This window comes from Sphingomonas faeni, assembly GCF_040407495.1.
Taxonomy (GTDB): domain Bacteria; phylum Pseudomonadota; class Alphaproteobacteria; order Sphingomonadales; family Sphingomonadaceae; genus Sphingomonas; species Sphingomonas faeni_D.
The window spans coordinates 334,383-354,381 of record NZ_JAPZPP010000002.1 but is presented as its reverse complement, the minus strand read 5'-3'; the positions used below and the strand labels follow the sequence as shown (position 1 = coordinate 354,381).

Here is a 19,999-nt window from a genome sequence, read left to right as displayed (position 1 = left end):
GGCATTTCGACCGACCGATCCGGAGAGTAACATGGCCAGCACTGCCCAGCTTCCGCTTTTCTATAACGGCCTCGAGCCGCTTTCCAGCGACACGCATGCCAACTACAAGGTCCGCCCGCAGGACAACGCGCCGTTTCTGGTTGGCCAGCACGCGATCCCGATCACCGTCGACGAGTTTCCGCTGGTCCAGCGTCATATGCCGATCGTGTTCTCGGTCGGTGACGACGCCATCCCGCTCGCGCTGATGGGCCTGAACGAGGGCGTCAACGTGTTCGTCGGCGAGGACGGCAAGCTGACCGAGACTACGTTCTACGTGCCGGCCTATGTTCGCCGTTACCCGTACATGCTCGCCCGCCTTCACCCCGATGCGCAGGAGCTGTCGCTCTGCTTCGATCCCACGTCGCAGACGATCGGCGAATTCGAGGACGGCGATGCGCTGTTCGAGGACGGCCAGCCGACCGAGCTGACCAAGAACATCCTCGGCTTCAACGAGTCGTTCGAACAGGCCGGCGCCCGGACGCAGAACTTCATGAAGGAACTGCGCGAGCTCGAGCTGTTGATGGACGGCGAAGTCACGATCCAGCCGGAGGGTGCCGAGCAGCCGTTCGTCTATCGCGGCTTCCAGATGATCAACGAGGAAAAGCTGATCGACCTGCGCGGCGATGCGCTGCGCAAGATGAGCAAATCGGGCATGCTGCCGCTGCTGTACGCACACCTGTTCTCGCTGTCGCTGATGCGCGATATCTTCGCGCGTCAGGCACAGCTCGGCATGACGCCGCAGCAGCAGATGCCGGCCCCAGCTCAGTTCAACGTCTGATCTTCTTCGACGCCCGACTGTAATGTGAGGAAGTAAGCATGGCAGCGCAGGATCGACCGGATCGCTACTCGTCGGATCGCTATTCGAGGGTAGCGATCTGGTTTCACTGGACGATCGCGCTGCTGGTCATCCTCAACCTCGCGGTCGGGTTGCTGCACGATTCGGTGCCGGCGTTGCGCAGCTGGATGGGTGCGCACCAGGCGCTTGGCCTCGCGATACTGGCGCTCACCCTGGCACGGATAATGTGGCGACTGGCACATCGTCCGCCGCCACTTCCTGCGCGCACCCCGGTTTGGGAGCGCGCGCTCGCGCATGGCTCGCACATCCTGTTGTACGTCCTGATGCTCGCCATGCCGTTGACGGGCTGGATGATGGTATCGGGCGGGAAGCCGGGCGGTGTGAGCATCTTCGGCTTGTTCGACGTTCCGCATCTGCCGGTGTCGAAGGCGACCGGGCATCTCGGTCACAGCGCGCACGGCGTGCTCGGCTGGGTGATGCTCGCCCTGGTGGTGCTGCACACCGCCGCCGCGCTGCGCCATCACCTGCTGCTTCGCGATCCCGTTCTGAACCGGATTGCGCCGGTGCTTGATCGTCGGTGAGACGAGCGACGCCGCGTGGCCGCAAAAATATTTGGTGTGCGATGCAACAAGGGTTGAACCAAAACGGCGCTCACCCATTTAGATCCTGTACGGCATCGTGTCCCCCCCTTTCGCGGCGCCGTACGGGACGCTTCTAGCGTCCCTCCTCCCTGAACCTAGGCCACTCCGTGCTACGCACGGGGTGGTTTTTTTTGGCCCGTTGCATTGAACGGGCCCGTCCACGTCACCCGACCGTTGCGTGCCCGTGGAATTATTCGAAAGCCTCGACATCATCCTGCTTGCCGCGCTGGTCCTGCTGGTCCTCGCGCGTAAGTTGAACGTCCCGTATCCCACCTTGCTGGCGGTGGCCGGGATCGGCTTTGCCGCGTTGCCGTTCGCACCGAAGATCACGGTCGAGCCGCATCTGGCGCTGGCCTTGTTCATCGCACCCGCGCTGCTCCACGCCGCGTATCACACCAGCCCGCGGGCCTTGCGGCGGCACTGGTTCCCGTTGCTGAGCCTTGCCGTGTTCGCCGTACTCGTCACTGCTGCTGCGGTCGCACTGGTCGGCGTGACGCTCGGCGGACTGCCGCTCGCCGCCGCGTTCGCCTTGGGAGCGATCGTTGCACCGCCCGATGCCGCCGCATCGGAAGCGGTTATCGGCGAAGTCGGCATCCCGCGGCGCGGCCTGTTGCTGCTTCAGGGCGAGAGCCTTCTCAACGACGCCACGGCGTTGCTGTTGTTCGGGCTCGCGGTAGCGTTCGCGACGCATTCCGACACACCGGTAACGCCGCTCGCACTCGCCGCGGCGGTGCCCGGCGGGATCGTCCTTGGCGCCATCGCCTCATGGCTTTACCTCCGCGTGACGCCGCTGTTCGCACGGACGCTCGGCGCGAGTCTCGCCGATTTCGCGGTAACGTTCGGGATATGGCTGCTCGCCGAGCGGCTGCACATCTCGCCGGTGCTCGCGGTCGTCACGTTCGGGATGATCGTGTCGCAGCGCCGCCCGATCGGCCAGCCTGCACGCGACCGGTTGCAGGGCGCGGCGGTATGGTCGGCGGCGGTGCTCGTCCTTAACATCATCGCGTTCGCGTTGATGGGGCTGCAATCGCGCGACGTGCTGGTCGGCCTGCCTGCCGCCGAGCGCTGGCCGGCGATCGGGTTCGCCGCCGCGGTGCTGGCGGCCGTGCTGGTCACGCGCATCGCGTGGGTGTTCTTCGTGCGGTTCGTCGAGGGCGTTATCGCCAACCGCTACGCGCCGTCGTGGCTGCCCAAGCCGCCGCCCTGGAATGCGTCGATCATCCTGTCCTGGTCGGGCATGCGGGGTTTGCTGACGCTGGCGACCGCGTTCGCGCTGCCACGATCGGTACCGGGTCGTGACCTGATCGTGCTGGCGGCGTTCGCCGTCGTGATCGGCACGCTGGTGCTGCAAGGGCTCACGCTCGGCCCCTTGATCCGCCGTCTCGATCTCGGCGCGGATACCGGCCTCGCCGACGAGATCGCACCCGCGCGCAAACGGCTGATCGACGCAGGCCTCGCGGTACTGCCGGCGCGTGAGGGTGCAGCAGCGGATGCATTGAGGTTCCGCTATGGCGCGGCGGGCAAGGTCACCGCGGAAGCGGACGATCCACAGGCTACCTCGGAATTCGACGAACTCCATCTCGAGATGATCGCCTGCCAGCGCGTCGTGCTCCACGAAATGCGCGACAAGGGCGAGGTTGCGGAGGACGTCTATCGCCGCCTGCAGGAGGAACTCGACTGGGCGGAGGTCGACGCGCGCGCGTTCGGCGACAACATCCTCACGGCCACCTGAGCGCGTGCGGGGAACATCGACGCCCGCTACGCTGTTTGAGGAAACCACCGTAGAAAGGGTCGATCCATGTCCGAGGCGAATTCGTGAGCAAGTCCGTGAAGCCCGCACCGCCGACGACGCTCGTGATCTTCGGCGCATTCGGTGACCTGACCCGTCGCTTGCTGATGCCGGCACTGATCAACATGACCCGGCTCGGGCTGGTCGGTAACGATTTCCACGTACTCGGTGTCGGTATCGACGAAGGCAACGATCAGTCGTTGCGCGAAGCGCTCGGCACGTTCGATGCGAAGGGCGGCGAGGGGGCCGGCGAGAAGGGCGATGCCTGGGCACGGCTCAAGGACCGCGTCGGCTATCTCCAGGGCGATTTCACCAAGGACGACGTCTTCGAGCAATTCAAAGCCCGGGTGAACGGCAACGTCGCGTTCTACTTCGCTGTGCCCGCGAAGTTCTTCGGCACGATCGTCGACAAGCTCGCCGACCACGGCTTGATGGCAGAGACGCCGCATGGCTTCCGCCGGATCGCGATCGAAAAGCCGTTCGGCCACGACCTCGCCTCCGCCCGCGATCTCAACGCACGCATCCTCGCCCGCGTGTCCGAGGCGCAAATATACCGGATCGATCATTTTCTCGGCAAGGAAACCGTCCAGAACATCATGACCGCGCGGTTCGCGAACATGATGATCGAGCGCGTCTGGAACTCGGACTGCATCGCGCACGTCCAGATCACCGCCGCCGAGACGGTCGACGTCGGCACGCGCGGCAAATTCTACGACGGCACCGGCGCGCTGCGCGACATGGTCCCCAACCACCTGTTCCAGCTGCTCGCGATGGTCGCAATGGAGCCGCCCGCGAGCTTCGATGCCGAGGCGATCCGCAACGAGAAGGGCAAGGTGCTGAAGGCCGTTCGCGTCTATTCGCCGAGTAAGGCGAAGCGCAACGGCGTCCGCGGCCAGTATACCGCGGGGAAAGTGAAGGGGGGCGATGTCCCGGCTTACACCGCCTCGCCCGACGTGGCGCCCGACAGCCGGACCGAGACCTATGTCGCGCTGAAGCTGATGGTCGACACGTGGCGCTGGGCGGGCGTGCCGTTCTACCTGCGCACCGGCAAGGCGATGACGTGTCGCGACACGGAGATCGCGATCACCTTCAAGCCGGTTCCGTTCGCCTCGTTCCCCGGCGCCGCCGCCGACATGCTGCCGCCCAACCGCCTTATCATCCAGATCCAGCCTGACGAGGGCCTGAGCATGGACATCAACATCAAGCGACCCGGCCTGGAAGTCGCGACCGCGCCGATCGCGCTCGATTTCCGCTATGCCGACGCGTTCGATATCGGTCACCTGACCGGGTATGAGTCGCTGATCTACGACCTGTTCGTCGGCGACCAGACGCTGTTCCAACGGGCGGACGCGATCGAGGCGGGCTGGGCCGCGGTACAGCCCTTCCTCGACCTCTGGGCGCATGACGCCGGCATGCCGGAACTCTACGAGGCCGGGACGCTAGGCCCAGCCGCCGCGGACGCGCTCCTGGCGCACGACGACCACACGTGGCACGAACTCGCGCCGGCGGGGAAGACCGTCCCCTGATAGGTCGTCATCCTGACGAACGTCAGGATCCAGAGCCAAGTGTGTAATGCTGCGTGGCTCTGGATTCCAGCTTGCGCTGGATGACGAAAAGGTGACGCCGCGGGAGTTCAAACCCGCTCGGTCAGCTCGATCTCGCCCTCGACCTCCATCTCGTCCTCGTCGCCCATCTCGTCCATGTCGGGCATCGTGAAGTCGGCTTTCCAGTCATAGACCTTCTCGACCCCGCCCTGAACCCAGACGCGAACCGCGCCAGACGTGATCTCGCCACCCATCGCGCCGACGAAATCCGCCACGAGCGAATCCGCCGCATCCTCATGATCGGTCGCGCCGGGGATCGTCGCGGCGGTCATTTCCTCGTCGAGTTCGATGATCTGCGCCCAATATTGCTTCGCCATGTGTCGCTCCTGCGTAGATGAAAGGCCGTCAGCCGGCAGTGATTATAGGGTGATCTTCACGCAGCCGGTCCGCCAGCCGCTCGACCGCGTCGACCTCGCTCGCGCTGCCCGACGGCGTCACCGCCCAGTTGCAATGCGCGTGCGTCGCGAGGCTGTAGACCTTCACGTCGCCGACGATCAGCCGCCACCGTCGCCGGTCGCCGCTATTGTACCGGACGAGGTTGGTGACGAACAGGTTCTGGAGATCCGATGCGGTCATCCGCGCCCCATAGCGACAAGTGCCCGCCTGCCGCCACCGCAAACGGCCCGCGGTGGATCCCTTCTAAAATACAGCGCGTTTGGGATCGGAACAGATCATCTAGATTACGGGAATTGCACATGGCCAAGACGGCATTGGTAGTGGGAACGAGCGGGATCGTCGGCAGCGCGACCGCCGCGGCGTTGGTGAAGGCGGGCTGGACCGTCCACGGTCTCGCGCGGCGCCCGACCGAACAGGACGGCGTCGACCCCGTCGCGGCGGACCTCCAGGATCCCGCGAGCCTCGAAAAGGCGCTCACCGGCCTCAAGCCCGATGCGGTGTTCATCGCCACCTGGTCGCGCCAGAACAGCGAGGCGGAGAACATTTGCGTCAACGGCGGCATGGTCCGCAACCTGCTCGGCGCACTCTCGCCCGCCGGCAGCGTCGGCCACGTCGCGCTGGTGACGGGCCTGAAGCACTACCTCGGGCCGTTCGAGGCGTACGGCAAGGGCGTTTTGCCGCAGACACCGTTCCGCGAGGAACAGGGCCGTCTCGACGTCGAGAATTTCTACTATGCGCAGGAAGACGCCGTGTTCGAAGCGGCGGCGCGCGATGGCTTCGGCTGGAGCGTCCACCGCCCGCACACGATCATCGGCAAGGCGGTCGGCAACGCGATGAACATGGGCACCACGCTTGCGGTCTACGCGACGCTGTGCCGCGAGACCGGTCGCCCGTTCCGCTTTCCGGGCTCTGCGGCGCAGTGGAACGGCCTCACCGACATGACCAGCGCCAGCCTGCTGGCGGACCACCTGATCTGGGCCGCGACCACCCCCGAGGCGCGCAACGAGGCGTTCAACGTCGTCAACGGCGACGTCTTCCGCTGGAGCTGGATGTGGGCGCGCATCGCCGAATGGTTCGGGATCAAGCCCGCCCCGTTCGACGGCACGATCCTGACGCTCGAAGAGCAGATGAAGGACGATGCCGGCATCTGGCGCGAGATCGCCGCGCGCGAAGGTCTGGCGGAAGCCGACCTGTCGCGGCTCGCCTCGCCGTGGCATACCGACGCCGATCTCGGTCGCCCGATCGAGGTGGTGACGGACATGGGCAAGAGCCGTCGTCTCGGGTTCAAGGAATACCAGCCGACCGACGACGCGTTCTTCGACCTGTTCGCGGAGCTGCGCGCGGATCGGCTGATCCCGTAAGTCTTGGGGCGGGGTGGAACCCACTATCGAATTCCTCCCCCGCCAGGGGGAGGTGGCTGGCCCTTGCCAGACGGAGGGGGCGGTAAGGGAAACCACCGTTACGTGTCCTCCCCTTGCGGGAGAGGATTTGGCGGTCGAACGTCAGCTTTTCACCGCTACCGTCGCCACCACCGCCGGATCATCCCGGAGCTTCAGAAACAGCGCACCCCCAACCGGCTTGGGCACGGTCAGCGAAGCCCCAGTAAACCCTTCCGGCACCCGCACCGCGTCCGCGAACCCCGCATTCGCCGCCACCGAGTCGATCAGGAACAGGTCGCTTCCGGCCAGCGTACAGACGTCCTTGCACGTCACCCCAGCCAGCGCCGGCACGCGCACCAGGCTCGTCAACGGCACCCAGTCGCCCGCAACGCCGTCCTGCACCAGCCGCCACCGCAGCGGCCCATGCGCGGACACGCCCAGCGCCTTGCCCGGCTCGACCGAAACCACAGCGATCCGCTCGTCCTGCACGGTCAGCCCGCGACCCGACGCGACGCTCGTCGTCGGCCCACCGGCAACCGCCTCGATCTCGACGCTGTCGCCCGCCGCAAACCGCGTCGTCCCCTCGGCACGCAGCGAGAACGTAATACGGGCATCCTGCGCGATGGCCGTATCACTGGCCAGCACGACCGGCAGGCCAGGGGAAGGGGGCGCCACCATGCTCTTTGCGATCAACGTCGCCTTGGGCCGCGCCGCCGCGACGGTGAACTTCACCGACCGCTTCCGCCCATCGGTCAGCGTCACGAGCGCGGTCTTCGCCTGCCCCGCCGCGAACGTCGGCGCGGTATCCGAGGTCAGCCCCAGCAGATCACCCTTGTCCGCGCGCACCACGTCGCCCGGCTTGAACGCGACCGCGTCGACCGTCATCGACGCGACCAGATCAAGCCGCGTTCCCGCCAGCGTCCCCGCCGTATCGCCCGCATACAGCGTCAACCCATCGATCCGCCCCGCCTCGGCGAGCGCAGTGAGCGCGATCTTCTCGGGCGCCTCAACCCCGTATTGCTTCACCAGCAGCGTCAGTTTCCCCGGCGCGGTCTTCGCGAGTGGCAGCGTCAGTCCGATCCGGTCGCCATTCGTCGTCCACGCCAGCGGCACCTCGCCTGAGGCTCTAACCAGCGTCACCGCCTCGACGCAACTCGGCGTCGGCCCCGCCAACGCCACCGGATTGTCGCGCCCGACCACCAGGTTCTCAGGGTCGGTGTCGACCATCGTCCACCCGCCGGCACGCGGCACCTGCAAGCGGAACCGCGGCCCGTCGAACGGCGTGAACCCCCAACGCCCGTGCAACGTCGCATCGGTCACGCTGCTCAATCCCGCGGTCTGCATACCCACCTGATCGAGCACATAGCCGCCGCGCTCCGCATCCGCCTGCACCGGAAGCTCGACCACGCCCCCCTGTGGCGTCGTCACCCGCAAGCTCATGTCGTGCGCGAACTTGGTCGCATAGATCAGCGGCGCCCCCTCGACCGGCAGCACCAGATCGGGCTTGGCCGCACAGACTAGCCGGTCCGCCTCCGCCCGCCGCATCGTCGGCGTCTGCGGCGCACCGGTCTCGATCACCGGCATCGCCACGACCATCACCGACTTCGGGCTGGCGAACGACGGCGCCGCGTTCAGCAGCAGCGCAAGCCGATCGTCATGCGCCCGCGCCAGTGCCGGAATATACCGGAACTGCGTCGTCTGGAATGCGCCGAAAATCTTCGCCAGATCGCGCACCACGCCGATATACGGGCTGTAATAGCCAAGCCCGCCCTCCGGCGTCGCGCTCAGTTGCAGCGCCAGATCGGTCGGCGCCCCCACCAGAGTATCCGCCAGCGTCGAACTCTGCCCATCCGCCAGCACCAGCGAATCGCGGCTCTGCGTCAGGCAGGAGGCTTGCAGGTCCGCCGCGAGATCGAGGCACTCAGCTTTCAACTTGATCGCCAGACTGCGCGACAGCAGCGGCGACACCGCCTCGATCCGTTCCGGCCGGGTCCGTTCCAGCGCATGGATCCCGTCGAGAAACGCATCGAGCCGCGCCCGATCGAGCGACGCCTGGTCGAGGTCCTGCACCGCCCGCACGAACGCCCCCGGCTGCTTGCGCACCGCCGACACGACGGCATCGAACCCGCCGCTTTCGGGCACCAGGAACACCACCAGTTGCCGCGCGCCCTCCGGTACCGTCAACGCCAGCGCGTTCTTCTTCGCCTTCCACGTCTCGGCCTTGAAGAACCATGATTTCGGCGGCGGCTCGGTCGCGCCGCGTAGGAACGCCGCGACCAATAGATAGCGCGCGCCACCGTCCGTCTTGCCGACGGCCAGGTCCGCCGCGATCGACACGTGGTCGCCGGTCGCAAGTCTCGGCACCTGCGCGATCGGCAACGTCGTCGTCCCATGCGTCACGCCGACGCGCAGGCTAGGCCCGGTCAGGTCGAACGGTGCCGGATCGGCGCGCGCAACCAACGGCACCAGCGCAGCAGCCAGCGCGCAGAACGGAAGAAATCGAAGCATCATCACGGGCGATCTCGTCGTCGGAAGCAGTGACGATGGCCTGTACCGGTGTCGAGAATAGGGCAAGACCGCTGCACGCGATCCTCGCCACCCGCCGGAAGGGGCAGGTTGTCGAAACCTCCGTTCCAAGTCCGCCTCATAGTCACGCTCGACACCGCCCTTGATCGGCAAAGCCACCGCCTTCGGACCACGCTGATCGACGGCGGCCGCCACAATGCTGGCCACGTCTCACCGCTACCCAGGTGCACCTCGTCGCATCGCGGGTTGCCGTCGGCCCGTGTTCAGCCTCCCCCGCACACAACGCCGCGACGACCGCGCGCAGGGGATTTTCGACGATGAAGACCGACCGCGGGGCGCTGGCTGCCCTGCTCGCCACCATGACGATGCTCGCGTCGGCGAGCCCGACACTGGCGCAGACCGAGCAGACCGCTCCCGTTCGCGGACTGGAAGGGCTGGCCAGTCCCGCGCCACAGACCAACGCGACCGTCCCGATTCCCGATGCGCCGAAGATCGTCCTGCCCACCCAGACGCCGACGCCAACACCCCGTCGCACGCCGAGCGCACGCCCAGCGGACAAGCCTGCCGCCGAAAAAGCCAACGCAGCAAAGATCGACGCGGCTAGGACCTCGGCCGAACGTCCCGCCACGCGCAACGAACCGGAAACGCGGACCCGCAGCGCGACGGACTCGGCGCGGGCATCGACCCCCGCCGAACCCGCGCCGATGACGTCCCCCGCACCAGAGCCGACGGTGACCCCGCCGCCGGCCCAGGCACCGCTTACCGAGCCCCCCCCGCAACCAGCGCCGCAATCCGCGTCGGATGCGACGCCTACCACGACCTCACAATCTACGATCACCGCACCGGAGACGGGCAGGGCGATGCCGCTCTGGCTTTCGCTTGCCGTTATCGTCGTGGTCCTGGCCGCGCTCTGGGCGCTCCGCCGCAAACCCCGCGGCCGTCGTCAGGACCAGGAAGAGGTCGAGACCTTCGTCGAGCCTATACCAGAGCCTGACGTATCCGAGCCGGTCTCGCGTCGCGCTGCCCCCTCGGTGGAGACCGCGACCACCCCGGCCGCTCCCCCCGTTGCAGCGATTCCGACGACCGCGATCGCCGCACCGAAATTCCTCGAGCCTCGCGCAAAGACACCACCGTCGCCACCAGCCGCCCCCCGAGCACGAGTCATCTGCGATCTCCGCCCTTTGCGCGCCGGCCTCAATCTCCTCAGCGCGACTGTCGAATGCGAACTGGTCGTCACCAACACCGGGACCGCGCCCGCCGAGGCGATACGCACCGGCGTCACGCTCCTGACCGCGCACGCAGGCCAGGACACCGATCTGGCCCGATTTAATGCCGCCCCGATCGGTCGCCCGGCCACGCCGCCCTTCGGGCTGGCACCCGGCGAATCGCGTACGATCCGCACCGTCGTGGCGGTCGCCCGCGATGCGATCCAGACGATGACCGCCGCCAATCGCCCGATGTTCGTCCCTGTCGTCGCCACCAACATCCTTTACGCCACCGCCGGTGACGACGCTCAAACCGCCCGCGCATGGGTCGTGGGCATCGAGCGCGTAGATTCCGCCAAGCTCGCGCCGTTCTGGCTGGACGCCCCCGCGCGCATGTACAGCAGCGTCGCCGCTCGCGCGCACGCAACGGAATTCGACAGCTAGGGCGTCACAGCGTCAGGGCCTTGACGCCCATTGCCGGTACAATACCGAGACAGCATCGACAGACCCGTCGCCGCCATGGCGAAGCTGATCGTAACGTCTCCACTATGACTGCAACATAATCCATCGAGGCCGGCAGCGTCGGCCCCAGGCATATCCTCGCATGAACTGCTACATCGTGCCTCCACCGCGCAGCCCTGCACATGGCTGCGGCCTGGACCAGGTCGGCGTTCCACGGTTGTCATCCGGAATCGGCCATTCCGCTTGCGTCCGCAATCGGACGCTCAGGCGGCTAATTCGCGTTTCGAAAGCGGCCGTCCGCTCAGCACGATAATTCCCAATTCGTCGTCTGCGCGCGGCGATTTCGGCGAAGGCGGCGGATAAAGCACACCGCTTACATCCAAAATGGAGGTAAACTTAACCATTTCGGCCTTAGTCGGGTTGATCGGCTGCGCGTCTCCACGCCCCGATTGATGAGGCAGAGGTCGTTGATTTTTATGATAACGTCGGGTGATCGCCGCGCGCACGCGGGCCTCCTCATGCGTCTTGTCCGCGACCGGCGGGGCAACACACTGGCGATGATGGCCGCCTTTCTAATTCCGCTGTTGGGACTGGCCGGATCGGCGGTGGACGTCGCGCGTCTCTACGTCGTCAAAGCGCGCCTTCAGCAAGCTTGTGATGCAGGGGTTCTCGCGGGCCGCAAGTTCATGACGAGTACCAACAGCACGCTCGACCCGGTTGCAGTGACGCAGGCGCAAAACTTCTTTTCGAACAACTTCAAGACCGGCTGGATGGGGAGCACCAGCCTCGTCTTCACGCCGGCCAAGACCAGCGATAGCCAAGTCGCCGGGACAGCCTCGGCCACGGTGCCTATGACGTTGATGAAGATCTTCGACATGCCTGATAAACCGATCGCGGTAAATTGTCAGGCGCGATACGACGTTGCGGATACCGATGTCATGTTCGTGCTGGATACGACTGGCTCGATGGCCTGCCTGTCGGGCGGCTCCGACACCTGCGGGACCGGCTCATATTCCTACATTCGCCCAACGAGCGGTGGCGTGCCGGGCTATGCCGGCAGCAATGGCTATGCCGTATCAGAGCTGATATCTAGCGGAGCCAATGTATCGCGCATCGAAGCGCTTCGTAAAGCAGTACTGAGCTTCTACGATGCGTTCGCCGCTAACGCAGATCCTGCTACGAACGTCCGCTACGGCTTTGTTTCCTACAGTTCGGTCGTGAATGCCGGAAAAGCGATCTTGGATGTCTCGCCAAGCTACCTTGTCGGTTCGGGTGGGTCTTCGGATCAGCCATATTACCAGTCACGGCATGTTTACTCGGACTATACAATTTCGACATATGATGTCCGCAATAACAAGACGCAAGCAAACTGCACCGCAGCACCGGTTCGCACGCCGTCTACAGCGCTGACTTACGACCCGTCTTCGAGCACCGCTACCAGTACCTCGGACGTATGGCGTGCTCAAGGCGCGTACAACTCGAACAGCTACTTTTGCTACACGCGTACCGAAACGCTCGGCCCGAGATGGGAATATAAAAAACTGCAGTGGGATGTGAGTTCCCTGGTCAACGGCGCCTCATCCATGACTGATCCGACCGCAGTCGACGGTTCTAAGACGCAGTGGCTTGGGTGCGTCGAAACCCCGGTTGAAAATCCCGGGCAGACCACTTTCGTGACGAGCAGTCTACCGTCCGACCTGGACCCCGACGCCAAGCCGAGCGGGGCAAAGCGGTGGTGGCCGCATATGCAGGATATCGAATATTGGCGAACCGCCGCCACCGATTACAGCAATGGCGACGATACTAGAAATCGTCCAAGCTTGGGGTCCCCGACGATGGCCCAGAGCGGCTACTCGGCTTGCGGCAAGCCGGTAAAGAGGCTTGGCGTGATGGCGCGAAGCGACGTTTACAACTACCTGTACGCGACCGATTTCGTGCCGCAGGGCGGCACGTACCACGATACGGGCATGATCTGGGGCAGTCGCCTGATTTCACCCACCGGCGCTTGGGCGAACGATACCGCCACATGGCCTGGTCGCAATCCGCCAAACCGGGTCATCGTGTTCCTTACCGACGGCGTTATGTCCCCGAACAGCAATTCCTATTCGATGTATGGCTACGAGGATTATGACAAGCGGGTCGCCAACGGGGACGTCGGCAGCCTGACGAACTATCATAACGCCCGCTTCCTCGCCGCTTGCGCGGCCGCCAAAGCGCGCAATGTCGATGTGTGGACGGTCGCGATCGCGACCAGCACATCGACGCCCTTGCAGACCTGCGCGACGACGACGAACCAAGCGCTCTTCACCCCGAGCGGCAACGGCCTGTCGGCAGCGTTTACGTCGATCGCTCAGCACCTTGCGATGCTGCGGATCACAAAGTGATGGCGCTCCTCCACCAGCGGTTGGCGAAAGATCGGCGCGGCGCGACGTTGATCGAGTTCGCGTTGGTTTGCCCGGTCATGCTGTTGATGGTGATGGGTTTGGGCGATCTGCTTTACCAGGCCTACGCACAGGCCATCCTTAATGGTTCCATTCAGAAAGCGGCACGAGATTCGGCGCTCGAGGGCGGCGCTAGCAATGCCGCTACCATCGATGGACAGGTCATCACGCTGATGACGCCATTGATGAAGAACCTTACCAACACTTGCACGCCTTCGGGATCGGTCGGTACGTGGTGTTCAACCCGCAAGAGCTACGACACCTTCAGCGAGGTCGCCCCCGAGCCGTTTACTGACGCCAACAGCAACGGAGTTCGCGATCCAGGCGAATGTTATACGGACGAAAACGGCAACGGCGCGTGGGATGCCGACCCAGGCCTTAACGGGCAGGGCGGCGCAAGTGCGGTGACGTTGTACACTATGACGATCACCTACCCACGTCTGTTCCCGGTAGCCGCGCTGATGAAACTGTCGCCGATGCAGACAATTGCCGCAAGTACGCTGCTCAAGAACCAGCCTTACGCAGGGCAAACGGTCAACGCCAACGTAACGATTTGCACATGATTACGAGCAATTTCCGAGAGTTCGTTTCCCGCTTCTGTCACGACCGAGCCGGCTTGGCGCTGCTCGAGTTCGCCCTTTCTGCGCCAATCGTGCTGCTGGTCGGATGCTACGGTATTGAATTGGCGAACCTGGCGATAGTCCACATGCGCGTCAGTCAAATCGCGTTGAGCCTCGCCGACAACGCTTCCCGGGTCGGGGCTTACAGCAACCTGGCGACGCAGCAGCTCCGCGAAGTCGATGTGAACGATATTCTTCAAGCGGCGCGGTACCAGGGTGCAGCCATCAATCTGACCGCGAACGGACGCATCACGGTTTCGAGCCTGGAAAACGTTGCGCAAAGTTATGACACGCAACCGGTGCAGCGCATCCACTGGCAGCGGTGTATCGGCGCCCGAAGCGGGGCGAGTTTCGACGGTCAGTTCAAAGCCAACGTGACGACTACGGCGGGCAGTACAGCGGCCGTGACGGACAAGGGTTACGACCTCCCGCTGGGCATCAGCGACAACGGCTCGACCCCGATCATGGCACCTGGCGGCGCGGGGGTAATGTATGTCGAGATAAACTATCGCACAAAGCCGCTGTTCGGGACTTGGCTCGCTGCTCCGCAGACGATTCACTATATCGCGTCGTTCGTGGTTCGCGACCGGCGAGATTATTCTCAAATTTATAACCCTGCGCCGACTTTTACGCCATCGACCTGCAACCTGTACGCACCGTGACGTCCGCCGGCGCGTAGTCGTCAAGACCGACATACGCTGCCAGTCTTTACGTCCGCGAACGGCGAACACGGCGCGGTACAGGCAATCGCTCGTTTCTCAGGCATGACTACGACCGCGCACGGGGCGCATTCGTGCAAACGATCCTCTTGGTATGAGCCGGTGCGCTCGATCGCGCATGAACACGAAAAAGGGCGACCCCATTGCTGGGGCCGCCCTTTTCTTCGCTGCGGCCAGCAGGGGCAAAGCCCCTGCTTCGTCGGTCGGCATGAATGCCGCCGGCCGGCCTTGCTGGAGTGCGATTTAGGCTACGCTAAATCGTCTCTCCAGCTGCGGCTTACTTGACCTCGACGGTCGCGCCAGCGGCTTCGAGCTGAGCCTTGATCTTGGCGGCCTCGTCCTTCGACACGCCTTCCTTGACGGCCTTGGGAGCCGACTCGACCAGCGTCTTGGCTTCGGTCAGGCCGAGCGCGGTGATCGCACGGACTTCCTTGATGACGTTGATCTTCTTGCCACCGTCGCCGGTCAGGATGACGTCGAATTCGGTCTGCTCTTCTGCTGCAGGAGCAGCTGCGCCGCCGCCTGCTGCCGGTGCTGCGACCGCTGCTGCGGCCGAAACGCCCCACTTCTCTTCGAGCAGCTTCGAAAGCTCAGCTGCTTCGAGAACGGTCAGTTCGCTCAGGCTCTCAACGAGCGCGTTCAGGTCTGCCATGATAAATCTCCATCTCGGGGCTCATGCCCCATCAGTTCAAAAAGGTAACGAAAGGCCTGCAAGATCAGGCGGCTTCCTTCTCCGCGTAGGCGGAAAGCACGCGCGCGAGCTGCGCTGCCGGAGCCTGCGTGATCGTTGCCAGCTTCGTGGCAGGCGCCACGATGAGGCCAACGATCTTGGCACGCAGTTCGTCCAGCGAGGGCAGCGTTGCGAGCGCCTTCACACCGTCGACGTCGAGGGTCGTCGCGCCCATCGCCCCACCCACGATTTCGAACTTGTCGTTCGTCTTCGCGAATTCCACGACCACCTTGGCGGCCGCGACGGGATCGATGGAGCTGGCCAGACCGACCGGACCCGTGAGCATGTCGCCCAGCGAGCTGTAGTCGGTGCCGTCCATTGCGATCTTGGCAAGCTTGTTCTTCGAGACCTTGTAGGTCGCGCCGGCGTCGCGCATCTTGTTCCGCAGCACAGTGGACTGTGCGACGGTCAGGCCGAGGTTGCGCGTGACAACGACGACGCCGACCTCGGAAAAGGTGCGGTTCAGCTCGGCTACGGCCGCGGTCTTTTGATCACGATCCATGCCATTCTCCACGTTTTACGAGTTCACCGCTTGCGCAGTGGACCCGGTTACTAACCGGAGGCGCAGACAAACCCGCGCTTCCGGGATGTCTCGTCGATGGGGCATGGGAGAGGGGCGGCACGCAGATGGGCCGACAAAATCTCATTCCCCGTCTAGGTGGGAGATTAAGCACCGGCAAACCCGCTGCACCCACTGTCTCGGACGGAGTTCGACGAGCAAGCCCGCCGAACGAAGTTGCCGCTTAGCGGAATTGGCGGGGGAGTCAAGTTGCGGGGTTCGGAATGGGGTGCTTGTTGGCGTTCCCGGTTCCGTCTGCTCTCCTACACCCGACGGCTGTCATCCTAGCGACACCTGGAATCTTCCCCATCGATACCACGACATTGCTGAGTGGAATCATGTTTCAGCCGGGGGTTGCGATGGCGGGCGGGGGTGCGCGTGTGATTGCGGTTGCGCGCACTTGTTCTTCCGCAAAGGCGGGAGCCCAGTCTGGATCCCCGCCTTTGCGGGGAAACAAGCCTTTGAGCCGTTCGCGTTCATTAAGCGCTACCCGTCATCCTGACGAACGTCAGGACCCAGAGCCAGAAGAGGTGCCGTTTGTAACCCTGGGTCCTGACTTTCGTCAGGATGACGGGAGGCGGGTAGGGGGTGGAGATTTCCTCCGAACGATAAATCTGCCGAGCACGCAAAAAGGGCCGGGATCGCTCCCGGCCCTTCTCAACTTTAAGCGGCAGGACGGGAGTAAATCCCGTCCTCGTCGGTCGCGGTTGCCCGCGCCGGCCGGCCTGTCGCCGTCTCGGGATTAGCTCGCGCTGATCCCGTGCGGCTATGGCTTAGGCGCCAGCAACCTCGGTCGTGTCGACCTTGATGCCCGCACCCATGGTCGACGAGATCGCGACCTTCTGGACGTACTTGCCCTTGGCGCCGGTCGGCTTGGCCTTGACCACCGCGTCGACCAATGCGTCGAAGTTCGCGCGCAGGTCTTCCGCCGGGAACGACGCCTTGCCGATGCCCGAATGGATGATTCCGGCCTTTTCGACGCGGTATTCGATCTGGCCGCCCTTGGCTGCCTGAACCGCGGCGGCGACGTTCATCGTCACCGTGCCGAGCTTCGGGTTCGGCATCAGGCCCTTGGGACCCAGCACCTTACCGAGGCGACCGACGATGCCCATCATGTCCGGGGTCGCGATGCAGCGATCGAAATCGATCGTGCCACCCTGGATGATTTCCATCAGGTCTTCGGCGCCGACGACGTCTGCGCCTGCTGCGAGGGCTTCCTCAGCCTTGGCGCCGCGGGCGAACACGCCGACGCGGACGGTCTTGCCGGTGCCCTTGGGCAGCGTCACCACGCCGCGGACCATCTGGTCTGCGTGACGCGGATCGACGCCCAGGTTCAGCGCGACTTCGATCGTCTCGTCGAACTTCGACGTAGCGCCCGACCGTGCGAGACCGATGGCCTCGTCGATGCCGTGCAGCTTGACGAGGTCGACCGTGACGGCCTTCTGCTTCTTGCTCAGCTTAGCCATGATCTCAGCCCTCCACCACTTCGAGGCCCATTGCGCGGGCGCTGCCTTCGATGATCTTCGTCGCAGCGTCGATATCGTTGGCGTTGAGGTCCTTCATCTTCGTCGTGGCGATCTCGCTCAGCTGGCTGCGCTTGATCGTGCCGGCAACGACCTTGCCCGGCTCCTTCGAACCCGACTTGAGACCAGCGGCCTCCTTGATCAGGTACGATGCTGGCGGGGTCTTGGTCTCGAACGAGAACGAGCGATCCGCATAGACCGTGATGACGGTCGGGATCGGCATGCCCTTCTTCAGTTCGCTCGTGCCGGCGTTGAACGCCTTGCAGAACTCCATGATGTTCACGCCGCGCTGACCCAGCGCAGGCCCGATCGGCGGCGCGGGCTTTGCCTCGCCTGCAGGCACCTGCAGCTTGATGTATCCGGTAATCTTTTTAGCCATGTCACTCTCTTATATGGGGCTTTGAGCGCAACAGCGCCTCGCCCGGTGAGCCTAGCGGTGATGACGGCTACCTCTCGGCAACCTCCCGCAATTCCAACAATGAAGGTGGAAGCCGGCGCGCATACCCCAAAACCCGCAAAGCGGCAACACCCCGCTACCCCTTCTTCTCTGCGCCCATCTCCTCCGCGTCTCCGCGCCTCCGCGCGAACCAATCCTACTAAAGGCTGCGCTTCCTTGTTCTCCCGCGAAGGCGCGAGCCCAGTCTGGGTCCCCGCCTTCGCGGGGAAACAAACTTGAAAACCACGCACGCAGCGCAAGCCCCTTGCAATGTAGGATATCGAGGCAGACCCACTAGCGATGGCGCGCCTTTCCATCCCCGACCAGTTCACCCGCCGCCAGGCCGCACAGAACGCCGCGTTCCTCGCGGCTCTCCGCCGTACCGGCAACGCCCGCGAAGCCGCCAGTACGCTAGGCTACAACCGCTCCACCTTCACCAAGCGCCGCGCCGCTCACCCCGCCTTCGCCGCAAAATGGGACGCCGCCCTAGCCTTCGCCTCCGCAGCCCTCAAAGATCCTCCCCGGAACGGGGAGGGAGACCGCCGACCAGAGGTCGGGGGTGGAGGGGGCGCGCCCCAAACGCGACGCGCCGACAGTACGCCCACCACAACAAGAACCGCCAACGGCCGCCTGCAGCTCCGTCGCCCATCCGCAAACCGCCTCGACCACGCCGCCGAGCAAGCCTTCCTCACCGCGCTCTCCGCCACCGCCAACATCCGCCTCTCGGCCGCCGCCGCCGGGTTCAGCCACTCCGCCTTCTACGCCCGCCGCAAAGCCAGCCCCGCCTTCGCCCGCGAAATGCGCCTGGCGCTAGCGGCCGGCTACGAGTCGGTCGAGTTAGCGCTGTTGGCCGGTACCCTGCCGGGCTCGCACGACCATGACGAATGGCGCCACAATGCGCCCCCACCGATCCCGCCGATGACCGCGAACCAGGCGCTCCAGCTCCTCCACCTGCACAACCGGACGGTCCACCTTCCAGGAGGAGCCACCGCACATCAAACGCCGCCGCGGCGAATCGAGCGACGCACACAGCTACCGCCTGACGGCAATGTACGAAGCCCGCCAAGCCCGCGCCCGCGAAGCCTTCGACATCGCCGAAGCCGCCCGCAACGAACGCGGCGAACCGACGCTGACCAACCCGTATCCGGCGCCTAGGCCGGTGCGCCTGCCAGCGCTCGATCAGGTCACCGGCTGGAGCAAGGCCGACCCGGCAAAGACCCCGCACGACCCGGATGTTGCGCTGTTCGGCGGCTGGCGGTTAAAAAATCGGTCCCCATGAAACATCGAAATCCGTTCTAATAATTCCTTCAAAGCCTCCAGGGTTTCGGTCTAGCATCCGTGCAATCGGATGGGGGCATCCGACGATATGGGGGGATTATGCTCAAATCATGCCGTGCGTCGCTTGCGGCGCTGACCTTGCTGCTGGCCGCGGCATCGCCGGTTCACGCGCAGGAGAAGACGCGGCTCAAGCCCGGGTTCGTTCTCGAGCCCGGCACGGCCCGGATCGTCCTGATGCGACCGTCGATCAAGGTCGGCGCGCAGTCGACCGGGGGGATGTTCGAGCCCAATGCGGACTGGACCGATCAGGCGAAGGAAAACCTCGCCGCGGCACTCTCGAAAGCGCAGTCCGGGCTTGGCAACAGCGTCGTCGCCTATGTCGAGCCGATCGGCGGCAATCCGGCCAAGGTGGCTGAGTACCAGGAGCTGTTCGGTGCGGTCGCATCGTCGGTGATCGAGTACCAGTTTTTCAAGGGCAATCGCCTGCCGACCAAGAAGCGCAAGGATCAGTTCGAATGGGGTCTCGGCCCTGACGTCCGCACGCTGCCTGGCCTCGACAAAGCGGACTATGCGCTGTTCATCACTACCGAGGATCATTTCGGATCGACGGGGCGGAAGGTGCTGCAGTTGTTTGCGGCGATGGCGAACGTCGGCGTTACCGCGGGCGTGCATAAGGGTTTCGCTGGGCTCGTCGACCTACGAACCGGCGAGCTGGTCTGGCTGAACGCGGACATGCAGATGGGCGGCGACGTTCGCGACGCGCCGGGCGCCGACAAGCGCGTGCGGCAGTTGCTGGAAGGCTTTCCGGGCAAGCCGGTCGAGGTTGCCTCCGCTGCCGCGACGCCAGCGCACTGAC

General features: G+C 64.7%; 19 protein-coding genes. 11 read left to right on the top strand and 8 right to left on the bottom strand.

The window, feature by feature from the left end; genetic code table 11:
* Window positions 1-31: 31 nt before the first annotated feature.
* The 4 genes from O6W96_RS06580 (at window position 32) to zwf (ending at window position 4,791) form a co-directional block, all read left to right on the top strand.
* Window positions 32-817, top strand: coding sequence for a SapC family protein (locus O6W96_RS06580; RefSeq protein ID WP_353468810.1), 786 nt, complete (start codon window positions 32-34; stop codon window positions 815-817).
* 38 nt (window positions 818-855) lie between these two features.
* On the top strand, window positions 856-1,416 hold the full coding sequence (locus O6W96_RS06575; protein ID WP_353468809.1) for a cytochrome b: 561 nt from the start codon (window positions 856-858) through the stop codon (window positions 1,414-1,416).
* A 244-nt stretch (window positions 1,417-1,660) separates the two neighbouring features.
* Entirely contained in the window at window positions 1,661-3,208 is a 1,548-nt protein-coding gene (locus tag O6W96_RS06570; protein ID WP_353468808.1) for a cation:proton antiporter, read from the top strand.
* An 83-nt stretch (window positions 3,209-3,291) separates the two neighbouring features.
* Complete coding sequence (gene zwf / locus O6W96_RS06565) at window positions 3,292-4,791, top strand: glucose-6-phosphate dehydrogenase (protein ID WP_353468807.1); 1,500 nt, start codon at window positions 3,292-3,294, stop codon at window positions 4,789-4,791.
* Window positions 4,792-4,898: 107 nt separating this feature from the next.
* Here the strand turns inward: zwf and O6W96_RS06560 are convergent, their stop codons facing one another.
* Complete coding sequence (locus tag O6W96_RS06560) at window positions 4,899-5,186, bottom strand: hypothetical protein (RefSeq protein WP_056047554.1); 288 nt, start codon at window positions 5,184-5,186, stop codon at window positions 4,899-4,901.
* A gap of 28 nt (window positions 5,187-5,214) precedes the next feature.
* Entirely contained in the window at window positions 5,215-5,445 is a 231-nt protein-coding gene (locus O6W96_RS06555; RefSeq protein WP_353468806.1) for a hypothetical protein, read from the bottom strand.
* Window positions 5,446-5,564: 119 nt separating this feature from the next.
* On the opposite strand from O6W96_RS06555, the gene O6W96_RS06550 reads away from it, so the two are divergent.
* A complete protein-coding gene (locus tag O6W96_RS06550; RefSeq protein WP_353468805.1) occupies window positions 5,565-6,626 on the top strand; it encodes an SDR family oxidoreductase in 1,062 nt (353 codons plus the stop codon).
* Between the two features lie 141 nt (window positions 6,627-6,767).
* On the opposite strand, the gene O6W96_RS06545 is transcribed toward O6W96_RS06550, so the two are convergent.
* Window positions 6,768-9,155 (bottom strand): hypothetical protein, encoded by a 2,388-nt coding sequence (locus O6W96_RS06545; protein WP_353468804.1) that lies wholly within the window; start codon window positions 9,153-9,155, stop codon window positions 6,768-6,770.
* Between the two features lie 332 nt (window positions 9,156-9,487).
* Between O6W96_RS06545 and O6W96_RS06540 the strand changes: the two genes are divergently transcribed.
* The gene (locus tag O6W96_RS06540) at window positions 9,488-10,819 is read left to right on the top strand and encodes a hypothetical protein (RefSeq protein WP_353468802.1); all 1,332 of its coding nucleotides are present in this window, start codon (window positions 9,488-9,490) and stop codon (window positions 10,817-10,819) included.
* Window positions 10,820-11,100: 281 nt separating this feature from the next.
* On the opposite strand, the gene O6W96_RS06535 is transcribed toward O6W96_RS06540, so the two are convergent.
* Window positions 11,101-11,343, bottom strand: a complete 243-nt coding sequence (locus tag O6W96_RS06535) for a hypothetical protein (protein ID WP_353468801.1) — start codon at window positions 11,341-11,343, stop codon at window positions 11,101-11,103.
* A gap of 12 nt (window positions 11,344-11,355) precedes the next feature.
* Here O6W96_RS06535 and O6W96_RS06530 point away from each other — a divergent pair, with 12 nt between their 5' ends.
* From O6W96_RS06530 to O6W96_RS06520, 3 genes are read left to right on the top strand one after another with little or no spacing between them, the layout of a single operon-like run.
* The gene (locus O6W96_RS06530) at window positions 11,356-13,221 is read left to right on the top strand and encodes a pilus assembly protein TadG-related protein (protein WP_353468800.1); all 1,866 of its coding nucleotides are present in this window, start codon (window positions 11,356-11,358) and stop codon (window positions 13,219-13,221) included.
* Window positions 13,221-13,841: a TadE/TadG family type IV pilus assembly protein gene (locus O6W96_RS06525; RefSeq protein ID WP_353469371.1), complete on the top strand. Its 621-nt coding sequence runs from the start codon at window positions 13,221-13,223 to the stop codon at window positions 13,839-13,841. The genes O6W96_RS06530 and O6W96_RS06525 overlap by 1 nt, the downstream gene beginning before the upstream one ends.
* Before the next feature lie 53 nt (window positions 13,842-13,894).
* A complete protein-coding gene (locus O6W96_RS06520; protein ID WP_353468799.1) occupies window positions 13,895-14,560 on the top strand; it encodes a hypothetical protein in 666 nt (221 codons plus the stop codon).
* A 334-nt stretch (window positions 14,561-14,894) separates the two neighbouring features.
* Here the strand turns inward: O6W96_RS06520 and rplL are convergent, their stop codons facing one another.
* From rplL to rplK, 4 genes are all read right to left on the bottom strand, one after another.
* The gene (gene rplL / locus O6W96_RS06515; protein ID WP_056047577.1) at window positions 14,895-15,269 is read right to left on the bottom strand and encodes a 50S ribosomal protein L7/L12; all 375 of its coding nucleotides are present in this window, start codon (window positions 15,267-15,269) and stop codon (window positions 14,895-14,897) included.
* A 64-nt stretch (window positions 15,270-15,333) separates the two neighbouring features.
* A complete protein-coding gene (rplJ, locus tag O6W96_RS06510) occupies window positions 15,334-15,849 on the bottom strand; it encodes a 50S ribosomal protein L10 (protein WP_055879768.1) in 516 nt (171 codons plus the stop codon).
* Window positions 15,850-16,679: 830 nt separating this feature from the next.
* Window positions 16,680-17,372, bottom strand: coding sequence for a 50S ribosomal protein L1 (gene rplA / locus O6W96_RS06505; protein WP_056047582.1), 693 nt, complete (start codon window positions 17,370-17,372; stop codon window positions 16,680-16,682).
* Between the two features lie 4 nt (window positions 17,373-17,376).
* On the bottom strand, window positions 17,377-17,808 hold the full coding sequence (rplK, locus tag O6W96_RS06500; protein WP_056047586.1) for a 50S ribosomal protein L11: 432 nt from the start codon (window positions 17,806-17,808) through the stop codon (window positions 17,377-17,379).
* Between the two features lie 1,105 nt (window positions 17,809-18,913).
* Between rplK and O6W96_RS06495 the strand changes: the two genes are divergently transcribed.
* The gene (locus O6W96_RS06495; protein WP_353468798.1) at window positions 18,914-19,144 is read left to right on the top strand and encodes a hypothetical protein; all 231 of its coding nucleotides are present in this window, start codon (window positions 18,914-18,916) and stop codon (window positions 19,142-19,144) included.
* 98 nt (window positions 19,145-19,242) lie between these two features.
* Window positions 19,243-19,998 carry a hypothetical protein gene (locus O6W96_RS06490; protein ID WP_353468797.1) on the top strand — a complete coding sequence of 252 codons (756 nt, stop codon included), beginning with the start codon at window positions 19,243-19,245 and terminating at the stop codon, window positions 19,996-19,998.
* Window position 19,999 lies beyond the last annotated feature (1 nt).